General features: G+C 59.7%; 21 protein-coding genes and 2 pseudogenes. 14 read left to right on the forward strand and 9 right to left on the reverse strand.

The genetic code is table 11. The features are described 5' to 3' along the window. Positions 1-142: 142 nt before the first annotated feature. The 3 genes and pseudogenes from NLM27_RS02770 to NLM27_RS02780 form a co-directional block, all read right to left on the reverse strand. Complete coding sequence (locus NLM27_RS02770) at positions 143-1,426, reverse strand: hypothetical protein (RefSeq protein WP_254141879.1); 1,284 nt, start codon at positions 1,424-1,426, stop codon at positions 143-145. A gap of 109 nt (positions 1,427-1,535) precedes the next feature. Continuing rightward, the gene (locus tag NLM27_RS02775) at positions 1,536-2,261 is read right to left on the reverse strand and encodes an SOS response-associated peptidase (protein WP_254141880.1); all 726 of its coding nucleotides are present in this window, start codon (positions 2,259-2,261) and stop codon (positions 1,536-1,538) included. A gap of 3 nt (positions 2,262-2,264) precedes the next feature. Further along, positions 2,265-2,516, reverse strand: a pseudogene (locus NLM27_RS02780) (hypothetical protein); the annotation flags it as partial. Between NLM27_RS02780 and NLM27_RS43755 the strand changes: the two are divergent. The 5 genes from NLM27_RS43755 (at position 2,397) to NLM27_RS02805 (ending at position 5,348) form a co-directional block, all read left to right on the forward strand. Continuing rightward, a complete protein-coding gene (locus NLM27_RS43755) occupies positions 2,397-2,798 on the forward strand; it encodes a DUF2285 domain-containing protein (RefSeq protein ID WP_254141881.1) in 402 nt (133 codons plus the stop codon). The pseudogene NLM27_RS02780 and the gene NLM27_RS43755 sit on opposite strands and share 120 nt — an antisense overlap. 123 nt (positions 2,799-2,921) lie before the next feature. Further along, entirely contained in the window at positions 2,922-3,200 is a 279-nt protein-coding gene (locus NLM27_RS02790) for an AlpA family transcriptional regulator (RefSeq protein ID WP_254141882.1), read from the forward strand. Between the two features lie 3 nt (positions 3,201-3,203). Continuing rightward, a complete protein-coding gene (locus NLM27_RS02795) occupies positions 3,204-4,100 on the forward strand; it encodes a replication initiator protein A (RefSeq protein ID WP_254141883.1) in 897 nt (298 codons plus the stop codon). A 277-nt stretch (positions 4,101-4,377) separates the two neighbouring features. Continuing rightward, entirely contained in the window at positions 4,378-4,842 is a 465-nt protein-coding gene (locus NLM27_RS02800) for a DUF2840 domain-containing protein (protein ID WP_254141884.1), read from the forward strand. Then, the gene (locus NLM27_RS02805; protein WP_254141885.1) at positions 4,839-5,348 is read left to right on the forward strand and encodes a S26 family signal peptidase; all 510 of its coding nucleotides are present in this window, start codon (positions 4,839-4,841) and stop codon (positions 5,346-5,348) included. The genes NLM27_RS02800 and NLM27_RS02805 overlap by 4 nt, the downstream gene beginning before the upstream one ends. A 205-nt stretch (positions 5,349-5,553) precedes the next feature. Here NLM27_RS02805 and NLM27_RS02810 read toward each other — a convergent pair. Together NLM27_RS02810 and NLM27_RS02815 are read right to left on the reverse strand one after the other, a co-directional pair. Further along, positions 5,554-5,754 (reverse strand): annotated as a pseudogene (locus NLM27_RS02810) (hypothetical protein); the annotation flags it as partial. 44 nt (positions 5,755-5,798) lie between these two features. After that, a complete protein-coding gene (locus NLM27_RS02815) occupies positions 5,799-6,194 on the reverse strand; it encodes a hypothetical protein (protein ID WP_254141886.1) in 396 nt (131 codons plus the stop codon). A gap of 145 nt (positions 6,195-6,339) precedes the next feature. Here NLM27_RS02815 and NLM27_RS02820 point away from each other — a divergent pair, with 145 nt between their 5' ends. The 3 genes from NLM27_RS02820 (at position 6,340) to NLM27_RS02830 (ending at position 8,479) form a co-directional block, all read left to right on the forward strand. Beyond that, positions 6,340-7,272: a Ku protein gene (locus tag NLM27_RS02820; RefSeq protein WP_254141887.1), complete on the forward strand. Its 933-nt coding sequence runs from the start codon at positions 6,340-6,342 to the stop codon at positions 7,270-7,272. Positions 7,273-7,493: 221 nt separating this feature from the next. Next, the gene (locus NLM27_RS02825) at positions 7,494-7,997 is read left to right on the forward strand and encodes an NUDIX domain-containing protein (protein WP_254141888.1); all 504 of its coding nucleotides are present in this window, start codon (positions 7,494-7,496) and stop codon (positions 7,995-7,997) included. Next, a complete protein-coding gene (locus NLM27_RS02830; protein ID WP_254141889.1) occupies positions 7,994-8,479 on the forward strand; it encodes a metallophosphoesterase family protein in 486 nt (161 codons plus the stop codon). The genes NLM27_RS02825 and NLM27_RS02830 overlap by 4 nt, the downstream gene beginning before the upstream one ends. 10 nt (positions 8,480-8,489) lie before the next feature. Here the strand turns inward: NLM27_RS02830 and NLM27_RS02835 are convergent, their stop codons facing one another. The 4 genes from NLM27_RS02835 to NLM27_RS02850 all read right to left on the reverse strand — a co-directional run bounded on the left by NLM27_RS02835 (position 8,490) and on the right by NLM27_RS02850 (position 13,057). Further along, entirely contained in the window at positions 8,490-11,003 is a 2,514-nt protein-coding gene (locus NLM27_RS02835) for an AAA family ATPase (protein WP_254141890.1), read from the reverse strand. After that, positions 11,000-11,197 carry a hypothetical protein gene (locus NLM27_RS02840; protein ID WP_254141891.1) on the reverse strand — a complete coding sequence of 66 codons (198 nt, stop codon included), beginning with the start codon at positions 11,195-11,197 and terminating at the stop codon, positions 11,000-11,002. The genes NLM27_RS02835 and NLM27_RS02840 overlap by 4 nt, the downstream gene beginning before the upstream one ends. A 274-nt stretch (positions 11,198-11,471) precedes the next feature. Continuing rightward, entirely contained in the window at positions 11,472-12,581 is a 1,110-nt protein-coding gene (locus NLM27_RS02845) for a Shedu anti-phage system protein SduA domain-containing protein (RefSeq protein WP_254141892.1), read from the reverse strand. Between the two features lie 212 nt (positions 12,582-12,793). Beyond that, the gene (locus NLM27_RS02850) at positions 12,794-13,057 is read right to left on the reverse strand and encodes a hypothetical protein (RefSeq protein WP_254141893.1); all 264 of its coding nucleotides are present in this window, start codon (positions 13,055-13,057) and stop codon (positions 12,794-12,796) included. Positions 13,058-13,891: 834 nt separating this feature from the next. On the opposite strand from NLM27_RS02850, the gene NLM27_RS02855 reads away from it, so the two are divergent. The 6 genes from NLM27_RS02855 to NLM27_RS02880 all read left to right on the forward strand — a co-directional run bounded on the left by NLM27_RS02855 (position 13,892) and on the right by NLM27_RS02880 (position 21,962). Continuing rightward, entirely contained in the window at positions 13,892-15,358 is a 1,467-nt protein-coding gene (locus NLM27_RS02855; RefSeq protein WP_254141894.1) for a porin, read from the forward strand. A gap of 533 nt (positions 15,359-15,891) precedes the next feature. After that, positions 15,892-16,413 (forward strand): thermonuclease family protein, encoded by a 522-nt coding sequence (locus tag NLM27_RS02860; protein ID WP_254141895.1) that lies wholly within the window; start codon positions 15,892-15,894, stop codon positions 16,411-16,413. A gap of 181 nt (positions 16,414-16,594) precedes the next feature. Further along, positions 16,595-17,959 (forward strand): hypothetical protein, encoded by a 1,365-nt coding sequence (locus NLM27_RS02865; protein ID WP_254141896.1) that lies wholly within the window; start codon positions 16,595-16,597, stop codon positions 17,957-17,959. Positions 17,960-18,055: 96 nt separating this feature from the next. Beyond that, on the forward strand, positions 18,056-18,238 hold the full coding sequence (locus tag NLM27_RS02870) for a hypothetical protein (protein ID WP_254141897.1): 183 nt from the start codon (positions 18,056-18,058) through the stop codon (positions 18,236-18,238). 552 nt (positions 18,239-18,790) lie between these two features. Further along, positions 18,791-19,744, forward strand: a complete 954-nt coding sequence (locus tag NLM27_RS02875) for an ArdC family protein (RefSeq protein WP_254141898.1) — start codon at positions 18,791-18,793, stop codon at positions 19,742-19,744. Positions 19,745-19,844: 100 nt separating this feature from the next. Further along, positions 19,845-21,962: a ParB/RepB/Spo0J family partition protein gene (locus NLM27_RS02880; RefSeq protein ID WP_254141899.1), complete on the forward strand. Its 2,118-nt coding sequence runs from the start codon at positions 19,845-19,847 to the stop codon at positions 21,960-21,962. The last annotated feature ends 52 nt before the right edge of the window (positions 21,963-22,014 follow it).

Raw genomic sequence — 22,014 nt, forward strand, 5'->3', positions numbered from 1 at the left:
TCGGCCCGCCAAGCCCATCGGAGGCGGTGGCAGAACTACTTATCCTGACGCAACAGTGGTTCGGAACTGCCTAACCCGTCTTGTCAGCGTTGGGACCGGTCAGCCGTGTGGCCTCCTGTTCAGTCAATTCGACGGGCGACCACTAGGCAAAATCGGTCTCAGAAGACGATGGCCCGGTGCTGCCTGTGTAAGTCTCGTCCGACATGAGCGCAAGGAGCGACGATGCGTCGGCTGGATTTAATGGAAACTTAGGCTCAGGATTGAGAACAGCGAACGCTGGCGTACCCAACACCCCGTTACGCAAGATGACCGCTCCGAACGCAGTCACATAAGTTGCGGTAACATGCGATCCGCCATAGCGACCATACAGGGCCAATGACAGGATGGCCGCTCGTCGCTGGACATGAGGAAGAATGAGATCGGCAGCCGAAATCCCGTGATCCTGGATTGCTATGAAACCCGGACGCTGGCCGGACAACTGGCTCGCGGCTTTGCGCATTGCTTCGAGCAATGGTTTAGAGGAGTCGTCCTCGCGTTTGCTGCGCATGACAACAAGGCAACCGCCTTCCGCGGTAAGGCCACCCGAGATGTGAGTGTTCGCTCCGAATGCTGTACCGCAAGCCTTGTAAAGCGCCTCGGGGCCTGACATCGATTGATCCGGCGCCACGGCATCGAAGTTCAGGCGCTCCAGAACGAAGCCGTCTCCAGCAAATGATGTCCGCGCACCGTCCACTAGAATTGACCGGACTGCCGTAAGGAGCCCGGTTTGGTCCGAAGTGTTCGGCGACAGCCGCATGTCGAGCGTAATGAGCAAGACTTCGCGTCGGCAAACAGCGCGTTGCACGTCAAGTGCTGGCAGAATCGCTTCCATGAAGCGGTAGAAGTCTTTCCGGTGGATCTGTCGACCAGCGTCGGCCGACTGGCTTTTGCATTCAACCTCACCGGCGAAGGTATCCTTGCTGAATAGGAGATCGAACTGGGCCGTTCCCTCCATGTCGGCAAAACTAACGTCGAACCCGGCATCCATCAGCCTTTGGGCGAGATCGAGCTCGAGGAATAGAGATGCGTAACCTGTCTCTGCCTTGAGGCAATCGCGCAACCGACCTGCCAAGTTCTTTTGTCCGACGGGCGATAGCCGCGCGTGTATTTCGACCGTGCTTGCTGCGAACTTCAGAGCTGCGACGATCAGTTCATCGACCAATTCTGGCCGCAAAACGCCTTCCTTTGTTAAGACGTCATGCTGAAAGCCAATCGCCATTTCAAGCCAGTGATAATCGCTAATGATTTTCCAGCGGAAAGGCGACCTATGCTGTTCCGCATCGAGTTGGTCCAAGCGCTTGAACCAAAGTCTTTCGCCGACAAGGCCAAGGAAGCGTGGAAGATACTGTCCCAGAGCTGTCAATTCGGTGGGAATGACGACTTTCATGATAGTCTTGTCCCGCTGCTCGACGGATGCATCAAAAGGTGTCCACGTCGTTGTGGATGATCTTGCGCTGGTGACCCCGAACCTGTCTGGTCTTCATCGACTTCGATGGTCACGGCGTTAGCCCGGCCGGGTCTTCCTTGACGCCACGGGCGACGATCCGGAGCGTTCCGTCGGCGAGCGGCCGCTGCAGCTTCATGGCTTCGTCCAGAGGAGCCGTCAACCAGGTCTCCACCTCATCCGGCGTCGTTAGGATCACGGGCATCGCCTTGGGATGGATGGCGCCGACCTCTGCGTTCGGCTCCGTCGTGAGGAACGCGTAGAGGTCGTTTGTGGTCTCGCCTTCCTTGACCTTCCGGACCGACGTCCAGTTGGTCCAGATGCCGGCGAAGCAGGCGAGGGGCCGGGCCTCGTCGAACGCGAACCAAATGTCGCCGCCTTCAGTCTTGTTGAACTCGCTGAAGGAGTTGAACGGCACTACGCAGCGATTTTCGACGCCGAGCCAGCGAGCCCAATGTTTGCTCTTGACGTTGCGGATGTTAGTCGTGCCGCCGTCCGGCTCCATTCTGAGCAATTCCTTGAAATCGACCGTCTTGCCCTTGGCCTGCTGCTTCTCGGCTCGCTTCTTCGTGGCGTCCATGAGTGCCTTCGATGACGATGGCATTCCCCACCGGGCCGTAGCGAGCTCGCGGCCCTCGGCTCCGTTGCGCACGATCGGTGCCTTGTAATCGGGAAACACGCCGGGCATTGGCGCCAAATTGCCCACGTATCGGTTCACGACGCGGAATAGCGCGCTGATCGCGGCCTGATTTGTCGTGATCGAATAGAGATTGCACATCGCTCAAGCTTCGGTTCGAGGGTGGCGAGGTTGCCAAGCTAGTTGTAGCAGAGTCGCGGACGGACGCCGGCCCGCCTTGGCGCATTTGCGGCAGCGCAGCCGGCTGGCAAGATCGTGCACGAACGTGGTTGGCGGGTGCTTCATCGCCGCAAGGTCGACGTCGCTCGGCGTCTTGCAGCGCGTGCACCTGATCTCGAGCCAAGGGAAGCCTCCATTCACAGCTTGGTCGATGGTGGGCGAAGGATCGATCGGTTCTGGCGCACGCTCAACGGCCGTCCGCCCGGAGCGCCCTTGCACGCGTTTTCCGCACATCGACGACGTCGCTTGGCGATGGCGCTCCGTGCGCTCGATGGCCGCCTGGCCGGCGCGACCTATCGCGAAATCGCGCAAGTTCTCTTCAGCCCGAAGCGCATTCCAGAGCGCGCCTGGAAGACGCATGACTTGCGCAACCAGACCATCCGCCTGGTCCAAAATGGTTTTGCGCTGATGCGCGGCGGCTATCGCGCATTGCTGCGGCCGTCGTCTCGCAAGGAGTAGTGGGGGTGCCGAAAATGGCCATCCCTATCTTCGGCATCCCCCTACGCAGGTCCACTCCGCGATTATGACCGGCGTCGCGCGCTGCAAGTCGGCAGCGCGCCGGACGACCACGGAGCCCGCCAAATGTCCGATACGAACGCCGGCTTGCCGCCGCGATACCTGCGCACGCCAGAGGCCGCGCGCTTCCTCGGCCTGTCCGGCCGCACGTTGGAGAAGCACCGCACCTACGGCACTGGCCCCACCTACCGCAAGCTCGGTGGTCGCGTCGTCTATGCGGTTGATGACCTCAAGGCTTGGGTCGACCGCGGCGCCAAGACGTCGACCAGCGATCCCGGTGCAGGCGGCGTGTTGCCGGCAAAGCGGCATGCACCTATTCCCTACGCTGGCAAAGAGCGGCGCTGATCCATGTCCGACAGCAGATCCTCTACGCTTCAGCGTCGCTCCGAGCGCGATCAGCTCGACCTGTTCCGTGCGCTTCCCGGCGATCTTGCGCCGCGCGACGCTCAGGACTTGATGGCCTATCCGTTCTTTTCGTTGGCGAAGTCCAAGCGCGTCGTACCGATCGACTTCCACGCGGGGACCGTCTCCATTCGTGTCGAAGCCGTGCCGGAACACGGCATGGCGACGATCTGGGATGCCGATGTCCTGATCTGGGCCGCATCGCAAATCGTGGAGGCCCGTGACGCCGGCCTGAAGACATCCCGGTTGATGGCCGCCACACCCTACGAGATCCTTACTTTCGTCGGCCGCGGCACCAGCGTTCGCGACTACGACCGCCTCAAGGCTGCGCTCGATCGGTTGCAGTCGACCACTGTCTTGACGTCGATCCGGCAGCCGACCGAACGCCGGCGGCATCGCTTCTCCTGGATCAATGAGTGGAAAGAGACGGCCGACATGCACGGCCAGCCCCGCGGGTTGGAGCTCATCTTACCCGATTGGTTCTACTCCGGCGTCCTCAATGAAGCCCTCGTGCTCACGATCGACCGCGCATATTTCGATCTCACCGGGGGATTGGAGCGGTGGCTTTATCGTCTGGTGCGCAAGCATGGCGGCCGCCAGCAAGGCGGTTGGAGCTTCGACATCGTGCATCTTCATGCGAAATCCGGCAGCTTGTCACCCCTCAAGCACTTTGCATACGACCTGCGCCAGATCGTCCGCCGTCAAACGCTCCCGGGCTACCAACTCGTCATCACCTGCGATCCACGCGGCACCGAGCGACTGAACTTTGCGCCCGCTCTCGTCGATCCCCTTGCTGAACGACTGCGTGACCGCGACACCCATCAGCCGGGGAAAAAGCTGTGAATCAACTCGTGCTATCGGGGACCAAGACTATCGTGCCATCGGGGACCGGATCCTCGTGCTATCTGGGACCAAAATCCTGGCCAACACCTTGCCCTGCAAGAACTTCCCGCTCTCTTAACTTTCCTAACTTGGAATCCTTCGGATTCCTTCTAACGGATCTGAGTACTCCACGTTTCCGCGAGTTCTCGGACCGACCGGCACGTATGGCTTTCGCGAGCCGCACGGCGTTTCGTGAAACCGCGCTCACTTCTCCGAAATGCAAACCTGGAGGTTCATCGTGAACGACGTCACGACGGTTGAGCTCCTGTGGCTCGAGAAACGTATCGAGAATCGAATTCGGTTCGGTCGGCCAGTATCGGAGCAGATTCTAGACAATAGCCGCCGCGTCCTATCCTTCGCCCCCGGCAGCGTGTTCGCTTTCGTGAGATGGACGTCCAACGACTTCGGAACGATCCTGTCTCGTATCGACATCTTGCGCGCGGCCACACCAGGGCAGCGCTATTCGACCGTGCCCTGGATCAATCCCGGCGGCGATATCTTGCTGCGGCTGTCCGGCTGGCCGAAGGTCGAACGTGTCTTGCAATTGATCGATGCTGTCGAGGCGCTCGGCATAGATCCGGCCGAAGCCGCGCCCGACTATTGGCACCACATCCACAACCGTCTGTCGGTCAATGAAACACCCCGGCCATACACCCGCTCGCGCCACCAGGCATGGCTGCATCGCCGGAGGATCGCATCATGACGGGGCGATGCGGGACCATCTTCACCATGCTGGGGGCGATCGCTCTTCTGCTCTCTACGATCGGAGAGGCGTTACCATGGTACATTTGGAACGCCTCGAATAGCATCCCGACCGGTCTCTACAGGCTGCAACCAGCAGGTAGATTGACCGTCACCGAACTCGTGGCCGTTCAACCACCCGAGCCGCTCGCAACCTTCCTTGATCTGAACGGCTACCTGCCGGTCGGGGTACCTATGCTCAAGCGGGTGCTGGCGTTGCCGGGCCATACGGTCTGCAGGGAAACGCTCACCATCACGGTCGACGGCATTGAGATGGGAGAGGCTCGCGCGCGCGATGGCCGCGGCCGACCGCTTCCGTCCTGGCAAGGATGCCGCGTTATTGGTGAAGGCGAGCTTTTTGTCATGAACTGGGAGTCGGCGGACTCGCTGGATAGCCGCTATTTCGGCCCGATACCGGCATCCGCGGTCATTGGCCATGCTGTTCCAATCTGGACCGACGAGGAGTGAACATGCGCACCATTTGCTGTCACTCGGCCGCTCCGGGCTCGTCGCGCCAGCGGTCGATCTTTCCCTCCCGGCCTGATCTGAAATCAGCCACGCAGTCACCCTGCGGACGACGGAACAGTCATACCCGCGCATGGGCGAGGCTGATTTCTTGCCTACGTTCAGCTCGCGCAATGGCGCTTATCATTGCTGCGGTTACGCCGTTTGTATCGCCGTCGCTCCACATGCGCTCGTTCCAGCTTTCGCAAAGCAGCCTGTCAGCTTGCTGGATCATGGCCTCGCCCTTGGCCCGCATCTCCGACGATTGGGCAGCAAGCATGTTGGCCATCGCGCGTGCCTTGCCGAGCTCTTTCGCCAGAGCCTTGCGATCGCCGCCCGACAGGGGCGTGGGGTGATACTTCGGTGCCATCCGGACATCCAGGCGCAAGCGATCGGATCGCGTTCCGGAACGGGCTAGGACGTCTCGAACGCCGGCCAGCACCCGTCTTCTTCATGCCTGCCGGTGCGCTGCTGGCAGGTGTTGTCGAGCAACCGCTGCGCCACGTCCTTCCAAAGCGCGTTGGCGCCATACAATCGGACTGCATCGGCCTTCTGGATTTCCACGGTTCGCTCGCATCGGCGGCAGGAGACGCGCAGCACGTGGCGTTGAATCTCGGAAAGACGCCGCTGTCGCTTCTGGGCGACGCTCTCGTCGGCGCGAGGGTCTTTCAGGACCGATTCCCAATATTCCGCTGAAAGCGGCGCATCCGGAGCCGCCGCGGACGGGCCGGGTCTACGGGCAGCTTCCGCGGCCAGTTTTTCCATCTGCTTCGGGGTCGGCATACGCCAGCTCGCGGGTCGATCGGTCATTCCGAATTAGAACATAACAAGAACAAATGTCGAGTCCGCTCGGACCCTCATTTTGAAAAAATCATCGTTTCGGAAGGGGCGCGGTGTCGGAACCAAGCCGGGCCGTTCGTCTTGAATCCGGCGTCAGTAATGGAGTTCCCCCGCGATGGTTCCGCGCGCTAACTGGAAAGGCTTCCTGCGACTTTCCCTCGTCACTTGTCCGGTAGCGCTCTATCCGGCCACGTCGGAATCCGAAAAGGTCTCGTTCAACCAACTCAACCGGAAGACCGGCCACCGCATCAAGTACGCCAAGGTGGACGCTGATACCGGTGAGGAGGTCGATAACGAAGACATCGTCAAGGGCTACAAGGTCGACACCGACACATTCATTGAGGTGACGAAGGAAGAGCTCGAGAATGTCGCGCTGGAATCGACGCGAACGATCGAGATCGACGAGTTCGTCGACCGCAGCGAGATCGACCCCCGCTATCTGATCCGCCCCTACTACCTGACCCCAGATGGCAAAGTCGGGCACGACGCCTTCGCGGTTATCCGCGAAACCATCCGCGAAATGAACAAGGTCGCGATCGGTCGCGTGGTGCTGACCAATCGCGAGCACATCATCGCGCTCGAGCCGCTGGAAAAGGGGCTGATGGGCACCTTGCTGCGCTATCCCTACGAAGTCCGATCCGCGGGGGAATATTTCGACGAAATCCAGGACGTCAAAGTCACCAAGGATATGCTTGATCTCGCCAAGCACATCGTCAATCAGAAGGCGGGTCACTTCGAGCCGGACAAGTTCGAAGACCAGTACGAAACCGCCCTCATCGATCTCATCAACCAGAAGCGCGCTGGCAAACCCATCACCGCGAAAGCGCGCCCTCGAGGCGAGAACGTCGTCGACCTGATGGACGCGCTGCGCAAAAGCATTGGAAGCGAGGGGGCAGCAGCGACAGAGGCACCCAAGAAGCCAGGAAAAAAACCGCGCAAGGCGGCGGCCGGCCAGAAGGAAATGCTGATGCCGATCGCAGGCAAGAAGCCGGCGAAAGAGGCCGCGGCGAAGAAGCCGGCAGCCAAACCGCAGCGGAAGTCGGCTTAGATTGTGTGGCGGTGACGCCGGACGGCCTCTGCTTCGTCGTCCGCCGGCGGCATTGGCGGATAGCAAGTCTCAATCTCGACGAGGTTCTACAAAGGCGTCACAACGGGGCTCGCTGCGCTACTGGCCTGTTTCGAACGATCTTTGCTGTGCAACTAGCCGGTCATCGCGCCTCAGTGCTCCTCGCCCGCTAGGCGTTGGATGCTCTGCAAAATGGGAGCGATATGGCTGCGGTGAAAAAGACTTCTAGGAGATCGACTTTGAGCGCGGGCATTCTCGCATACCGCAAGGGCGCTCGTGGGCTGGAGGTCCTGCTCGTTCATCCCGGCGGTCCGTTCTGGCGTAAGAAGGATAGCGGCGCCTGGTCCATTCCAAAGGGCGAAATCGATGCCAATGATGCTCCGGAAAACGTCGCACGACGCGAGTTTGCCGAAGAACTCGGCCCGAGCGCTTTGATTGGTCCACTCCAGGCGCTGGGGGAAGTCCGACAGCGAGGAGGGAAGCGCGTCATCGCATTCGCCGGCGAGGGCCACTTTGACCCGGCGGCCTTGATCAGCAATACCTTCGATATCGAATGGCCGCCCCGAAGCGGTCGACGGCAGAGCTTTCCCGAAGTCGACTGCGCCGAATGGTTTGATATCGAGCTTGCGCGAACTAAGATGTTGGCCGCTCAAGTTGAGTTTCTTGATCGTCTTTTGGCGATCGCGGTTGAGGGCGCCGGGAAATGATGTTCAGGATTGGAATCATTTCGGACACGCACGGTCTGTTGAGGCCCGAGGCGGAACGGGGCTTGACGGACGTCGATCACATCATCCATGCCGGCGACATCGGGCGCCCCGAGATCGTCGACGCGCTTCGTCGCATCGCGCCCGTCACGGCCATTCGTGGAAACGTGGATACTGGCGAGTGGGCCCGCGATTACCCCGACACGAAGCTTGTGCGCCTGGCGGGAAAGTCGATCTACGTTCTGCACGACTTGAAGACGCTGAAGGCTGATCCAGGCGCTGGCATCGACGTCATCGTCTCCGGGCATTCTCACGTGTCGAAGATCGACACAGTCGGGGGCGTTCTCTATCTGAATCCCGGCAGCGCGGGACCCCGGCGTTTCAAGATCCCGGTCACGCTTGCGACGCTCGAAGTGACGCCTGACGGCATGCAACCGGAAATCCACGACCTTGAAGGCGACCGAGTGCCACCGCGGGGGGAATAGAGCGTGCACATTATTGCAGATAGTCTTTCTTCAGCCGATTAAGGTCTCCGGCAGCTACTTTGAGCTGGGCCGTGGATGGCGGCGTGTCGTCGTGCGGCCCTGGCGTGACGTAGCTGTAGGCGGCGTTGAGCTTGCCCCGATGAGCTGGATCAAGGGTCAGCAGTGCAAGCGCCTGTGCGCCGTAGTCGCCATAGTTCTTGCCATCATAGTCCGTTATGGACGCCATGTTGTCGCCCCGCGCCATCCTCGATTTGACGATCAACTCCTTGCAAAAGCGTTCGATCACGCGGCGCAGGCGCGTTGCTCCTTCTTTGCGCTGATCGCTGTCCTGAGAATTGATGAAAGGGCGGGCTTGGGCAAGCATGGTGGCGAGTGCGTCATCCTGCCCTCGAATCTCGGTTCCAGCCACGGCATTTTCGCGGACAATCTGAAACTGGGCTGCGCCACGATGCTCCCAGCGATGGCCAATGTCCTTCCAGCTTTTATGGTCCTGCGTGATGACAATAACCTGCACGCTCGAATCCAAGAGTGCTTCGATTACAGAAGAAGCAAAGTTTGGGCGAAAATCGTCGTCGCTCGTGAGGACAGGATCGTCGAGGACGACGAAGCCTGCTCCTCCTTCGATCGCCCGAGCCAGGAATAGCGAGAGGCCTAAGCAATGGAGCTGCGATTGGCTGAACACGGCAACGGCATCGCGGAGCTTGATATCGCTTCGATCATCTTTGGAAGACAGTGCGACCTTCAAATCGACGGTGCGCCGCGTCTTGGCTCCGCGCCGCTGCACTGCGCTAAAGAATGTCGGCTCGCCAGGGCGGAGGCGTTCCCACCACGCCAGAACCTGCGCACTTAGGTCAGCGAACTTTTCGTCAGATACCTTGCCGTTGGCCGTGTCGATGTCGCGCACGGCCTTTTCGATCGCCTTGACGACCTGTTCGTGATGGCGGAGTTGCTCGAGTGCAAACCAAGCTGCTGAAGGCTTGTGGGCCAACGCAATAAGTGCCTCCCAACCGAGAGTGTTCGTGCTCTGATCGACGGACGCTTTCAGCGTTGCGCTAATGCCATCGATAGCCAAACCATATCCGCCGGTGGCTGCCTCAAGGTCGGCATAGTATTCTCGCAAGCGATCCAAGCTTTGTGCTAGTGCAGTATCGCGCTTCCAGGAGAACGGATCGCCTATCGCCTGGCTGATCTCGCCTCGGATCGCCACGATTAAGCGGCGATACCGCATGTACGCGCGGAAGAACACGCGCGTTGCGGCAACCCAACGCGAGGCTCCGTCTTGGTCGGCCGACAACGTCACGACGCGGGCTACGCGGAAGCCGCGTTTGCGCCGGTCCGCAGCCAAAATACCCATGAACTTTGGCAAAGCGGCTTGCGCGGCGTCATTAAGCGCAACGAGCTTTGCGTCGGCGCCGCGGAGGGAGGCTAGCAACGCCTTCTCTGCACTTTGATAGGATTCGTTCGTGCGGAGCTGAGCATTTAGAAATACGACCCGCTCGGGAGTAACGGCATTGGCGGTACCACAAAGGGGACAGTCTGTCGGTTCGATGCAGTCGTGAACGGCAGGTATTGCAAGAGCGCTTTCGAACAGCGACACGAGACGGCGTGTCTCCTGTGAAATAGCAGCTTGCTCGCGTCGAAAAACGTCGACCGTGCTGGAAAGGTCATCGGCAGGGGTATTCCACGGCGCAAGGGCTTTCCGAGCGAAGAGGTCGATTGGAAACGCTTGCGACCGCCTTGTTTCCAGCTCCGCACTCAGTTGGTCGATTCGTTCAGCCGGCGTTGGCTTAAGGGCAATCCCAATTGAGAAAAGCAGGGCCTCAACCGAGCGTGAAAGTGCCGCTCCGAGCGCCGTCTCGGTCTTGGTGTTGCGCATCGCTTTTGCGTGTGCGGCATGGCCTGGAATCGTGTCGAGAACGGCGAGTGCCTCGAGTTCAGTATTTTGCGGGGGCTTGAGACGGGATGATAGGCTCGCAACCGCAGACCGGAAATCTTCGAGGTCTTGGGTGTCGAGCACCGCCCGAAAATATGCCGCGCGATCGTTGGGGGACGCGGTAAAGACGTACGCCAAGGTGTGTTGGGCGAGCACAGGCGCGCGAAGCGGCGGATGAAGAAGACGAAGCCCCAAAGTACTTTCGACGTCAGATTCGGCGCACTGCACCCCGTTCATTTGGAGCGTACTGGTGCAAGCGGTGCTGCCGTCATAGTCGGATGTCAAGGTTCGGCGGAGGCGGCGGTTTACTCCATCCGGACACTTGAACGTGGCTTCGACAAAAACCGAAACTGCGGCTGGTAGGTGCGCATTTCGCAGGGATTGGGAAAATTCGTCCTTGGCGCTGGCGAGGAGTTCCCGCCTTGCGATATGCCCTGTCAGAAGGAACTCGATCGCTTCGGCGAGACTCGTCTTGCCCTGGCTATTGCCACCCCAAAGAGCGGTGACGGATTCCGGCAGGGTGAAGGATTGCGGACTTGCGCCAAATCCGCGGAAGCCCTGAAGGTCGATTCTCTGAATGCGATGCTTCATTTCGTCGTTTGGCTTTTGGTGACGTGCTGATCCACGGCAGAAAGCATTCGTTCTTGAGCGGTAGAAGGTAGACCGGTGAGCCAGCTATCCAGCAGCGCGATGGCGAGACTGCCATTCGTCAAGTTCGCGCGTAGCCGATCAAAGTTGGATGGCGCGGGGTCGAGTTGTGGAGGAGAAGAAGTTGCGTCAGACATTCGAGGTGCTCGCGTGCATTAGCCCATGTCAGGAAACAACCGCAGAACGAAAGGCCGCAAGCTAAAACTTGGCCGCTGGCCATTCCCTCCACAGCCCGGCCACCTAACCTAAAGTAGTGCTTGCTAAAATACTCAATGATTTAAGGGCGCTCGCAGGAGCGATTGCCTTTCTGATAGGCGCCGACCGTTCTTTTTGTTTTCCTCCAGCCGTCTGCAGACTTACATATGGGTGTGCTAGAAATTTTCGACAGTCGGCAGGAATACGCTGAAGAGGTCAGGTTCTTATGCTTCGTTGAACGGAATCAACGAAGGCTTTGGCATGACGTATGAGTTCGTCGTAAGTGATGATTTCTATCCGGCCTCGCATAGTGACATTCCGGCGGGCCAGTTTAACTTTTTCAGCCTGACTGAGGTCGCGGCTTCGTCCAATGACGACACGCCCCATGGGAGCTAGCATGTCGGGATAGTGCTTCTGGACGAGCGAGAGATTCTCTTCGATCCATTGCTGCCAATCTTCGACTTGCCGCTGCGCATGATTCACCAAGGCGCTGAAGTCACCGTTTGCATTAAAAAGCCGCGCGCCAGGGTTCTCCAACTCGACAAGCAAATAGGAACCATCCGCTTGCCGGATCAAGAAGTCGATCCTGTACTGTGTGCCCAATCCCAAAGCGGCTTCAGAGAAAACCTCGTTTGGGTTTGGATGGAGGATAAAGTGGTTCTGGTCCAGGAAAGGATGGATGTCTCGCTTTTCATGGATTGTCGACCGGTTCAACAGCGCCACAAACTCTGATATCTTTCGGTTTAATTCTACTCCGGCTCGCTCCGCTGCGGCCGCCACAGGCAAATTGTTCGCTTTTGCAGTTGCCAGACTCTCCATTTCAGAAATCGCTTCGGCGTACGCTGATCGAATCTGGACTTCCGCTAGAAAGGCTCCAAAGCGAGCATACTCGGGCAACGCGGATCGCTTTGAACCAAGTGAAATGACGAGATGGGCGCTATCTCCAACGAAGCGTTCCCTTACATGAACGTTAGGGTGACGGCTGTCGCTGAATGACGTGCTGCGCCCGTCCTGCGGTACATAGGCAATCGCCTCGTGGACGTAGAATTCCGATCGAATGGTTTCGAGCGTCGCAGGAACATGTTCTTCGTCAGCGACAATAATTCGGATTCCGAGAATGTCTCGGAGGTCTGTCGGCTGATAGTCCGGCCTTCCTTGGTGTTGCCTCCGATGAATCTTTGCCTTGATCGCCTCCAGGCTCTTTACCCGCGATTGGATAGATACGATGCCACGCGCGTCGCCGAGAATAAATTCGACAAGCCGCTTTAGAGTATCTTGGAAGGCAGCCCATTCGGAGAAATCGATTCCGAGATCGTCTCCACTCATTCTTCGTGCCCCGGCAAATCAAGGTGTGGTTGCATCATGACATACTTTGAACTGTGCGCCTATCTCGTGCATGCCATGTTGGAAATGCAGCGCGCTTCGCCTATTCAAAGGCATCCTGGTCGCCAAGTCAGGGTGCAGGAGTACGTTGCCGGCCGAAGCAAAATTCTTTGTCGAAACGCGCCTAAGCGTATTGAGGTGCGGCAGCAGCCCTTCTAGCCTGCGGGGCATTCCGGGCAGGTGTCACCGATCGAATTCAGGACGTCGCGAACCTCGGCCGCTGCCGTATCAGGGGAAATGCCTGCTGGCGGGTCTCCACGGGCGATATCGAAAGCCCGCTCCCGTGCATGCGGATCGGCGCGATCTTGCATCCAGCCGTGTTCGTCGCACTCGCGGATGGCGCCCGCTTCCTGGAGCACCTGGATCGCCCATCCGCGTAACGTACGTGTCGCTGGCCTTTGTTCACGCGTCATCAGCATTGTGATGCCTCCTAAAACGACGAATCATTATGTCCGTCATTCGTTCCCTTGCTAACGCAAGACTGGGATTCGCAATGGCGGGAGGTGCCAGATTGCGTCGTCTTGGCTTTCCTGTCTCTTCGTTTGGGCGCGTGCGGCTCTGCCGCATCGGGCTCTCGTGAATCGAGCCGCTTTGCGTCTCGACCATTCGGCTTCGATCCCTCGCGCGATCGCTATCACTGCCCCGTTCCCGGGTGCCGCTGTTAACCGGTCTCGTCGCTGCACTCGGACCTGCGTGCCCCTTCGGGTCGCTATGCTCACGCTCTCCGGGTGCCATTTCAGCGGGCGATGCGCCGTTGGCGCACGCCTGATCAGGGCCAGCGGACCCAGGTAGTCAAGGCTCCAAGTCCATGAAGAAATGGGACGCAAAGCGAGTCGCCTCGCAGGTCTTCGCATTCTCTTAGAGGCTGAGAGTAATGCGACCGAACTCTTCGCTGCGACCGGGGATCTGCTGCTAAAGGGGCCCGCGCTCACCAACGCGAACGACATCCGCGTGGTTCTGCTGGATTGACGGGGCGTTGCATCGCCAAGCGTGGCAACGGGGTCAATTGCATACAACCATTGGCTGTCGCTTTTGGCGTACGATGTCCCGGTGCCGACGAAGCGGGGGGCGTTAGCTATAGCTGTTATGTTTTTCGACGCGATTGTATCGCGCCGACCTGCTGGGCAAAACGAAATGGGGAGTGAGTCTGGGGGCGAGATCTTTGAAGATATCTCGCATGGGGGGCAAAATTGACTTCACATACGTCCATCTGCGGAAGATTTATCGGAGCTGTCGCGCTTGGTATCGCGGCCATGGCCGGCTCATTTGGGGCGGCGAATGCGGGTGATATCGCGACCAAGGAGCCCACGAAATCGACCGAGATCGTCTCAACTATTTTCGACGGCGAGCCCGGAAAGTTGTCGTACGCCGGCGTGACCGTCTACGGCGTGTTCGACCTGACCGGCTTGTATCAGGACCACGGTACCCCGCCGAGTCCCTACATCAACGGGCAGTATTTGGTCGCCAAGAACAGTGGTGACCCGCGTTGGGCGTTCACCAACAACGCGATGACCCTGTCGTTCATCGGCATTCGTACAGAGCAGAAGCTCGACGAACTCTTCTCCGCGCCGAGTCTGCGGGGATGGTCGTTCATATCGGACATGCAAAGCGGCTTCGATCCAGCCTTCCTGGCGATTCAAGATTCCTGCAAGTCGCTGGTTCGCGCCAACGGGACCGGAAACGTGCCGGGTACACCGGCAAACTCGGACAGCAGTCGCTGTGGGCAGATCTTCAACGGCGAGGCTTGGGCAGGTCTAAACCACACGTCGTTTGGCGAGTTGCGCTTCGGACGCCAGAACAGCCTTTTATTCGATGACTTTGTGCTCTTTGACCCGCAAAGAGTGTCCTCGGCCTACTCACTCGTCGGTACATCGGGCACGTATGGAGGAGGGCTTGGAGCCACCGAGGATAAACACTGGAACAACTCGGTGAAGTACAAGGGGGCGGTCGGCCAATTCAATTTCGCTGCCCAGTACAGGTTCGAGGGCGCGGGACAGGGCGGATCGGCGTATGACTTTCGTGCCGGTGTCGATGGGTGGGGGGTGTTGGAGGGGCTGAAGCTCAGCGCGACCTGGGGGCATTTCAACGATGGTATTGCCGCTTCATCTCTAACCAGCTCGGCGACCAAGGCGGCCGGAAGCTGTCAATCGCTCGGAGTGAGCCTTGCGGACTGTCAGTATCTCGATGTTCTGAACGCCACGGTTTCGGACAACACCGCCTGGTCGATCATGGGGTGGTACAATTTCAAGGCCGTCGGTCTCCCGACAGTCACGGCGATGGGCGGCTATGAAAATATCTCCATGGCCAATCCCTCGAGCACGCTTCCAGTCGGTTACCGGACTATCGGGGACTACCGGTTGAATTTCATTCCAACCACGTTCACTTCGTACACTACCGCCAAGGTGCTTGACGTCTATTTCATCGGCGCTCGCTGGCAAATCACTCCGAAATTGGTCGCGGCAGCGGCTTGGTACGGTGTGGATCAAAACAGCTATGTGCGCTCCGGAGCGGCATGCAGCAACCCAGGATCGGGGACTGCGACTCAGGTCCAGTGTGCGGGTACGATCAACTGGATATCGGCAACTGTCGACTATCAGCTGACGCGGCGCCTCGACTTCTATGGAGGCTTGTCGCGCACGCAGGTGAACGGCGGATTTTCGAACGGATACGCCTATACGTCCAATTACAACGCGACCGTAGGTGCTCGCTTTAGATTCTAGCAGGGGAGATTCCTGCGACCTACGCTAGACCGGCGCCGCGCGCTTCAACGAAGCGCGCGGCGATCCCATTGTGATTCCTTTCCACGGGGTAGAAGTTACTTCTGAAAATTGCTTTTGAACACGAGCGTTCCACGAAACGAACACTGGCCGTTGACGCCCGTGGCGGACCGTCGCATAAAAGTCATATGAAGAAGGGCGATGTGACATGTCCCGACTGCTTCGCCGGATATCGGCAGATTGAGCTCGAATCCCGCCAGGGCAAACCCGGGCACTACAAATGCCTGGTCTGTGATCGCGTTCTAGAGATCTTCGACGGGTCCAGTGAGGTCGCCTATCGGCTGACCGTGCAGCCTTCAGACTTGCGGCCGGAGCTAACGTAAGACCGCCGCCGAACTCGACGATAAGGCAATCGAATAAAGCGGAAGTACGATTCGTGCAGTCTGTCTGCATGAACGACTTACTTTGATTGAGCGAATGGCCTAATTCGGCCAGGAGCGAACCGCGAGACTTGCGGTGGCTGCAAGGTCATTAGCATGCTTCGAATCCCTGTGGCCCTGATGCTCACACTTCTGTCGACCAAGGCGTTGGCCGACCAGTTTGTCGGCCAGGCCAGCGTCATCGATGGCGACACCCTGGAGATACATGGAACGCGCATCCGGCTCTGGGGCGTCGATGCGCCGGAGAGCAGCCAGCTGTGCCGCGGCGAAGACAGTTTACAGTATCGTTGCGGCGCGCAGGCTGCGAACGGCCTCGACGCTTTCATTGCTGGCCGTCCTGTCAATTGCGTTCCGGTCAGCCTCGATCAATACGGCCGTACGGTCGCGACCTGTTCGGTCGGTGGCGCGGACCTTGGCGAATGGCTTGTGCTTCACGGTCTTGCGTTGGATTGGCCTCAATACTCGAAAGGCCGATATGGCGGAGTTCAGCGAAACGCCGAGCGCGCCGGTCGAGGGATCTGGAAGGGCAGTTATGTCGAACCGTGGCTCTACCGCGCCTGTGTCCGCGCGAACGGCAAGCCGGCCGCCTGCTCGGATGATGCAAACTCTCATCCGTGATCGGCTGAGTCGGCGAGCTGGATGATGCAGGTGATGATGGCCTAGCTTGGGCGACTCACGGTAACCAAACATCGTTGATTCCCTCACTGCATGATACTGACGACATGGTCGCAGTGAAACGCCAAGCTAACAAATTCGCTCGGACGATTGCCCGCATAACCATGCCAGGAGGATGCCCCATATGAAATATGCAAAGCAACTCGGGCTGGGATTGCTGTTGATGAGTCTATCGGTCCCAGCGACAGCCGTCGGCGCCGAGATAAAGCGGTTGGAAGGGACGCTTTCATCCGGCTTTCCCTACATGATAGCTGTTCCGAGCGACTGGAATGGCATCGTAATCAACGATCTTGATGCGATCGCTAATCAAAATGGGAAGTTTGCCGCCTATCTTCTGGACCATGGGTACGCGTACTCCGGAACAGGCCGTCATCCCGAGCGTATGACGCGTCATGATCCGCTCACCGAGCTGGATGCTCAGGTGGCGGTGCTCAAGATGGTAAGGGAAAGGTTCGCGACCCCGAAATACGCGATTCAGTATGGTTGCTCGGGTGGCGGGTTCGTGAGTCTCGCCATGGCCGAGAAACATGCAGACGTGATCGATGGAGCAGTCGCTTTCAACGCCCGCGGCACGGGAGGCATGGCTGTTGCCAACATGTGGCTCGACCTGCCATTCACCCTGAAGGCCCTCCTGGCGCCGGCGTCAGATCTTTTGATGGCTCCCGTTCCCAATGATGCGTTACCGGCCGCATACGAAGCCTGGAAGCTTGTTTTGGAACGAGCTCAGCAGACGGCCCAGGGACGAGCCCGCATCGCGTTGGCCGTTGCAGTGTCGCAATGGCCAACTTGGGGAGCCATCAAGGATCCGCCCATGAAGCGGCCTGCGGGGGACCTGGCATCGTTGCAATCCGCCATGATCAAATCAGCGAGTGATGGACTCGCCAATGCCATTACCCGGAGGCAGCTCTACGACAATCCGAGCGGCCTTGCGTCTTGGAATACCGATGTAGACTACGCCAAGTTCTACGAGCTTGGTGCGGATCCCGAGCAGAAGATTATCGTTTCCAAGCTCTACGAAGAGGCCGGCCTGGGAGGCGAGGGGATAGCCCACGACCTGGCCGGGATCAACCAGCAACCCCGCATCGCAGGGACGCCGAGCGGCGTCCACTATTGGTTAGAACCCGGGCGTTTGCTCGACGGAAATATCAAGGTCCCGCTCTTCCATGCACATGGGCTTGGAGATGCACTCCTGCCGCCGCATCTCCTGGCGGGCTACTTGACTGCCGTCGAGGCAAGGAACAAGACGGAGCTATATCGGCGAGCCTTTGTCGATGCAGCGGGACACTGCGAGACGAGCGTGTCCGAAGCCATGGCTGCGATCGGAGCGATGGTCGATCGCCTGAGGACGGGCAAGTGGGGCCCTAGCGACGCGGCCGTGCTCAACCATGCGGGAGCTGCGCTCGGTCTTACCGGACCACGCTTCGTAGACTACGGCTTTTCGACGCCCTTCAATCGAGCATTCTACCCCAACAGCATGCATCCGTTTTGAAAGGTGTCGTCCGGTCCGTTAGGTGACGCTAGCCTGGTTTGGGCGACTCACGCTAACCAATCGTCATTGATTGCCTCACTGCACGATAGGGACGACATGGTTGCAGCCACCGGTGAACTGCCATCTTCTGGTTACGCGCTCGAAGTGGATGGCCGACTGAAAGCCGAATTTGCGACCCGAGACGGCGCCAGAACAGGTGGAGAAGAACTGAAGAGGCGTTTCCCGATGCTCCAGATCAAAATCTATGACGCGCAGACGAATGCGCGCGAGGACATCTAGATCCTCCGACTGGTAAATTGTTCCGCTGGCGCGCGTGCGGCTTACGCCGCATCGGGCTCTCGTGAACCGAGCCGCTTTGCGTCTCGGCCATCCGGCTTCGATCCCTCGCGCAACGACTATCGGAGCTCCTCGCCGGGGGCACTCGGGAAAGGGGCTCGCCTTCGGCGATCGCTATCACTGCCCCGTTCCCGGGTGTCGCTATTAACCGGTCTCGTCGCTGCACTCGGACCCGCGTGCCCCTTCGGGTCGCTATGCTCACGCTCTCCGGGTGCCATTTTCTGTTGAGGCGATGCGCCATTGGCGCACGCCTGATCAGGGCCCTGCGCGACCCTAGGATGCCAAGCCCCATCAAGAAATGGGACTCAAGGCGGGGCGCCTCGCAGATCCCCCGTTCTCACCGTTGTGTGCGTGCGGCGAGGGCCGGCGGGCTCATTCGTCACACGGCGACGCTTCCGCGCGAACAGGGGCGAGAGTAAGAGTGCCGGCCCGGCTTTGCCGTGACGGGTTGCAGGTTGCGAGAGAGGCTCGCAGCGCCCGTCGCGGAGACCCGCGATGTCCAGACATCATCCTCGAGCGCGCGCCGGTGAGGACCGGGCAAACCTTTATGACGAAATCACCAACAAGATCATCGGTGAACTTGAGGCCGGCCGGCTGCCATGGGTACGGCCTTGGGGTAGTGCGGCGGCGAAGCCGTCTTTGGCCATGCCGCAAAGCGCGGCAACCGGCCGTCGTTACAGCGGCATCAACGTTCTGATCCTTTGGGGGGCTGCCACTGAACGCGCATTTGCCGGTCAGAGCTGGCTTACCTTCCGCCAGGCGCTCTCGCTCGGCGGTCATGTCCGTAAGGGCGAGCGCGGTACCACGGTCGTCTATGCCGACCGCTTTATTCCGATCGACGAAAAGCGGCGCGCCAGCGAAACTGGCGACGAAGCGCAGGCCATCCCGTTCCTCAAACGCTTCACGGTCTTTAATACCGATCAGTGCGCCGACCTGCCTGCGGAGATTGCAACAACCGCGCCGCCTCCGCCAGGCCTGATTGAGCCGCAGGTCGAAAAGCTCATCAAGGCAACTGGCATCGAATTTCGGATCGGCGGCAACCGCGCATTCTATCTGCCAGAAGAAGACTATGTGCAGGTGCCGCCACCGCAAGCCTATTTCGAGCCGATCAATTGGCATCGAACGGCCCTGCATGAGCTGGCGCATGCGAGCGGCCATCCGTCACGTCTTAACCGTGACTTGTCAGGCGGCTACGGTACCAAGAAGTATGCCTTCGAGGAGCTCATCGCGGAGATATCGGCTGCATTCAGTTGCGCTTCGCTCGGTATTGTGCCGACGGTGCGGCACGCCGACTATATCGGCTCCTGGCTTGAAGTGCTGCGCGAGGACAATCGCGCGATTGTGCGCGCTGCCTCCCAGGCCAGCAAAGCTGCTGATTATCTGCTTGGCTTTCTGCCGGAATCCTCTGTCGGCATGACGATTGAGGCTGCGGACCTGGAAGCGGCCTGAGGTTCTCCTTGGCCGAGGAGAGTGAGAGGGCGGGGTCGGTTTCCGCGACGGGTTGGAGGCCGAGAGAGAGGCTCTCGGGCGCCCGTCGTGGAGAATTGACATGACGAAGGCTGTCCAAAAGATCACGCTGTCGCCCTCCCGCGACATTCCCTTCAACAAGCTGGTGCTCAGCCAGTCGAACGTCCGGCGGGTGAAGGCAGGCGTTTCGATCGTCCAGCTGGCCGAAAGCATCGCGCAACGTACACTCTTGCAAAGTCTGAACGTGCGGGCGGTTGTGGACGCGGAAGGCAAGGAGACCGGTATGTTCGAGGTGCCGGCCGGCGGCCGGCGTTATCGCGCGCTGGAGCTTCTCGTGAAGCAGAAGCGCATGGCGAAGACGCAAGCCGTTCCTTGTGTCGTGCGCGAGGGCGGCATCGCTGAAGACGACTCTCTTGCGGAGAATGACGAGCGAGTTGGGCTTCATCCGCTCGATCAGTTCCGAGCCTTCCAGACCTTGAGTTCCGCTGGCATGTCCGAGGAGGATATCGCGGCCCGGCACTTCGTGACGCCGGCTGTCGTGAAGCAACGCCTCCGGCTGGCGTCCGTGTCGCCAAAGCTGCACGATGTCTATGCCGAAGACGGCATGGCGCTCGAGCAGCTTATGGCTTTCTCGGTCATGGCGGATCATACGCGGCAGGAGCAAGTGTGGGAGAACGTCAGCCGATCCGGCTATGATGAGCCCTATCAGATCCGGAGGATGCTGACGGAGAATACGGTGCGGGCGTCCGATCGCCGCGTGCAGTTCATTGGGCTCGATGTTTACGAGCAGGCAGGCGGCGGCGTTCTGCGCGACCTGTTCGAGCACGATGATGGTGGCTGGCTTCAGGACGTTGCCCTGCTGGACCGCCTTGCTACCGATAAACTGAAGTCCGAGGCCGAGACGATCGCCGCGGAGGGGTGGAAATGGATTTCGGTCGCCCTCGAGTTCCCTTACGGCCACACCGATCGCCTGCGTGAGCTCGAAGGCAAACCTGTCGATCTCACCGCCGAGGAGCAGGCCACCATCGACGCCCTCAACGCCGAGCAGGCAAAGCTTGAATCCGAGTATCAGGATGCGGATGAACTGCCCGAGGAGGTCGATCAGCGTCTCGGCGAGATCGAGCTCGCGCTGACTGTGTTCGAAGACCGGCCTGTGCTCTACGATCCGGCCGGAATCGCGGCAGCCGGCGTCTTTGTCAGCATCGATTCCGAAGGACGGCTTTGTGTCGATCGAGGCTACGTCCGACCTGAGGATGAGACGCCTGCGGCCGATTGCGAGCTTGAGCGGGGCACCGATGCGTCATCGACTGGGGGACGGGAGGCTGGTGCTTCCGCAACGCGTACGGCGATATCGGTCGCCGGCGGATCGGCCGAACCGGGGGAGGATGATGAAGATCCGGCAAGGCCATTGCCGGACCGGCTCATCATCGAACTGACGGCGCATCGCACGCTGGCGTTGCGGGATGCGCTGGCAGAAAACCCGGCGGTCGCGTTCCAGGCAGTGCTGCACAATTTCGTGCTGACGGCCTTTTATCGGTTCGCATCGACCGGGAGCTGTCTTGAAATCGGGCTTCGCACGCCGACCTTTCCCGCTCAAGCCCCCGGGTTGAGGGAGAGCGTGTCTGCGAAAGCCGTCGAGGTGCGGCATGAGTCGTGGAAAGCACGATTGCCGAAGAGCGAGACCGATCTCTGGGACGCGCTCACTGCTCTCGATGGCGCCGCGCAGGCGTCCTTGTTTGCTCATTGTGCGTCATTCGCGATCAACGCCCTCTATGAGCCTGCCAACCGTTACAACGAGGGTCGCGTTTCCGCCCACGGCGTTCGCACGCGACTCGACCAGGCCGACGTCGTGGCGCGCGCAGTCGGGCTCGACCTGGTTCAGGCTGGGTGGAGACCCACGGTCGATAACTATCTCGGCCGTGTCACCAAGCCCCGAATCCTGGAAGCGGTTCGGGAAGCGAAAGGTGAAACTTCTGCGCAACTCATCGATCACCTGAAGAAGGCCGACATGGCTAAGGAGGCCGAGCGACTGCTCGATGGCTCTGGCTGGTTGCCAGAGCCGCTGCGTCTCGTCGACCCCGGTGCGTCGCCAGTGGAGCAGGAGGGTGAAGCAGCTGCGCTGCCAGAATTCCTCGCTGACGAAGAGGATCCGGAGAACGCCGGCGACGACGATCCACAACAGCTCGACGCGGCTGAGTAACATCGTGGAGCGGGGTGGTCGGACCACCCCATAGATACTCGGGGACCGGTGT

The sequence above is a fragment of the Bradyrhizobium sp. CCGB12 genome (genome assembly GCF_024199845.1).
Lineage (GTDB): Bacteria > Pseudomonadota > Alphaproteobacteria > Rhizobiales > Xanthobacteraceae > Bradyrhizobium.

What these genes read in the sequence shown, in the direction of transcription:
- NLM27_RS02770 (WP_254141879.1), bottom strand. Translation starts at nt 1,426, where the DNA reads ATGAAAGTCGTCATTCCCACCGAATTGACAGCTCTGGGACAGTATCTT.
- NLM27_RS02775 (WP_254141880.1), bottom strand. Translation starts at nt 2,261, where the DNA reads ATGTGCAATCTCTATTCGATCACGACAAATCAGGCCGCGATCAGCGCG.
- NLM27_RS02790 (WP_254141882.1), top strand. Translation starts at nt 2,922, where the DNA reads ATGTCCGATACGAACGCCGGCTTGCCGCCGCGATACCTGCGCACGCCA.
- NLM27_RS02795 (WP_254141883.1), top strand. Translation starts at nt 3,204, where the DNA reads ATGTCCGACAGCAGATCCTCTACGCTTCAGCGTCGCTCCGAGCGCGAT.
- NLM27_RS02805 (WP_254141885.1), top strand. Translation starts at nt 4,839, where the DNA reads ATGACGGGGCGATGCGGGACCATCTTCACCATGCTGGGGGCGATCGCT.
- NLM27_RS02815 (WP_254141886.1), bottom strand. Translation starts at nt 6,194, where the DNA reads ATGACCGATCGACCCGCGAGCTGGCGTATGCCGACCCCGAAGCAGATG.
- NLM27_RS02820 (WP_254141887.1), top strand. Translation starts at nt 6,340, where the DNA reads ATGGTTCCGCGCGCTAACTGGAAAGGCTTCCTGCGACTTTCCCTCGTC.
- NLM27_RS02825 (WP_254141888.1), top strand. Translation starts at nt 7,494, where the DNA reads ATGGCTGCGGTGAAAAAGACTTCTAGGAGATCGACTTTGAGCGCGGGC.
- NLM27_RS02830 (WP_254141889.1), top strand. Translation starts at nt 7,994, where the DNA reads ATGATGTTCAGGATTGGAATCATTTCGGACACGCACGGTCTGTTGAGG.
- NLM27_RS02835 (WP_254141890.1), bottom strand. Translation starts at nt 11,003, where the DNA reads ATGAAGCATCGCATTCAGAGAATCGACCTTCAGGGCTTCCGCGGATTT.
- NLM27_RS02840 (WP_254141891.1), bottom strand. Translation starts at nt 11,197, where the DNA reads ATGTCTGACGCAACTTCTTCTCCTCCACAACTCGACCCCGCGCCATCC.
- NLM27_RS02845 (WP_254141892.1), bottom strand. Translation starts at nt 12,581, where the DNA reads ATGAGTGGAGACGATCTCGGAATCGATTTCTCCGAATGGGCTGCCTTC.
- NLM27_RS02850 (WP_254141893.1), bottom strand. Translation starts at nt 13,057, where the DNA reads ATGCTGATGACGCGTGAACAAAGGCCAGCGACACGTACGTTACGCGGA.
- NLM27_RS02855 (WP_254141894.1), top strand. Translation starts at nt 13,892, where the DNA reads ATGGCCGGCTCATTTGGGGCGGCGAATGCGGGTGATATCGCGACCAAG.
- NLM27_RS02860 (WP_254141895.1), top strand. Translation starts at nt 15,892, where the DNA reads ATGCTTCGAATCCCTGTGGCCCTGATGCTCACACTTCTGTCGACCAAG.
- NLM27_RS02865 (WP_254141896.1), top strand. Translation starts at nt 16,595, where the DNA reads ATGAAATATGCAAAGCAACTCGGGCTGGGATTGCTGTTGATGAGTCTA.
- NLM27_RS02870 (WP_254141897.1), top strand. Translation starts at nt 18,056, where the DNA reads ATGGTTGCAGCCACCGGTGAACTGCCATCTTCTGGTTACGCGCTCGAA.
- NLM27_RS02875 (WP_254141898.1), top strand. Translation starts at nt 18,791, where the DNA reads ATGTCCAGACATCATCCTCGAGCGCGCGCCGGTGAGGACCGGGCAAAC.
- NLM27_RS02880 (WP_254141899.1), top strand. Translation starts at nt 19,845, where the DNA reads ATGACGAAGGCTGTCCAAAAGATCACGCTGTCGCCCTCCCGCGACATT.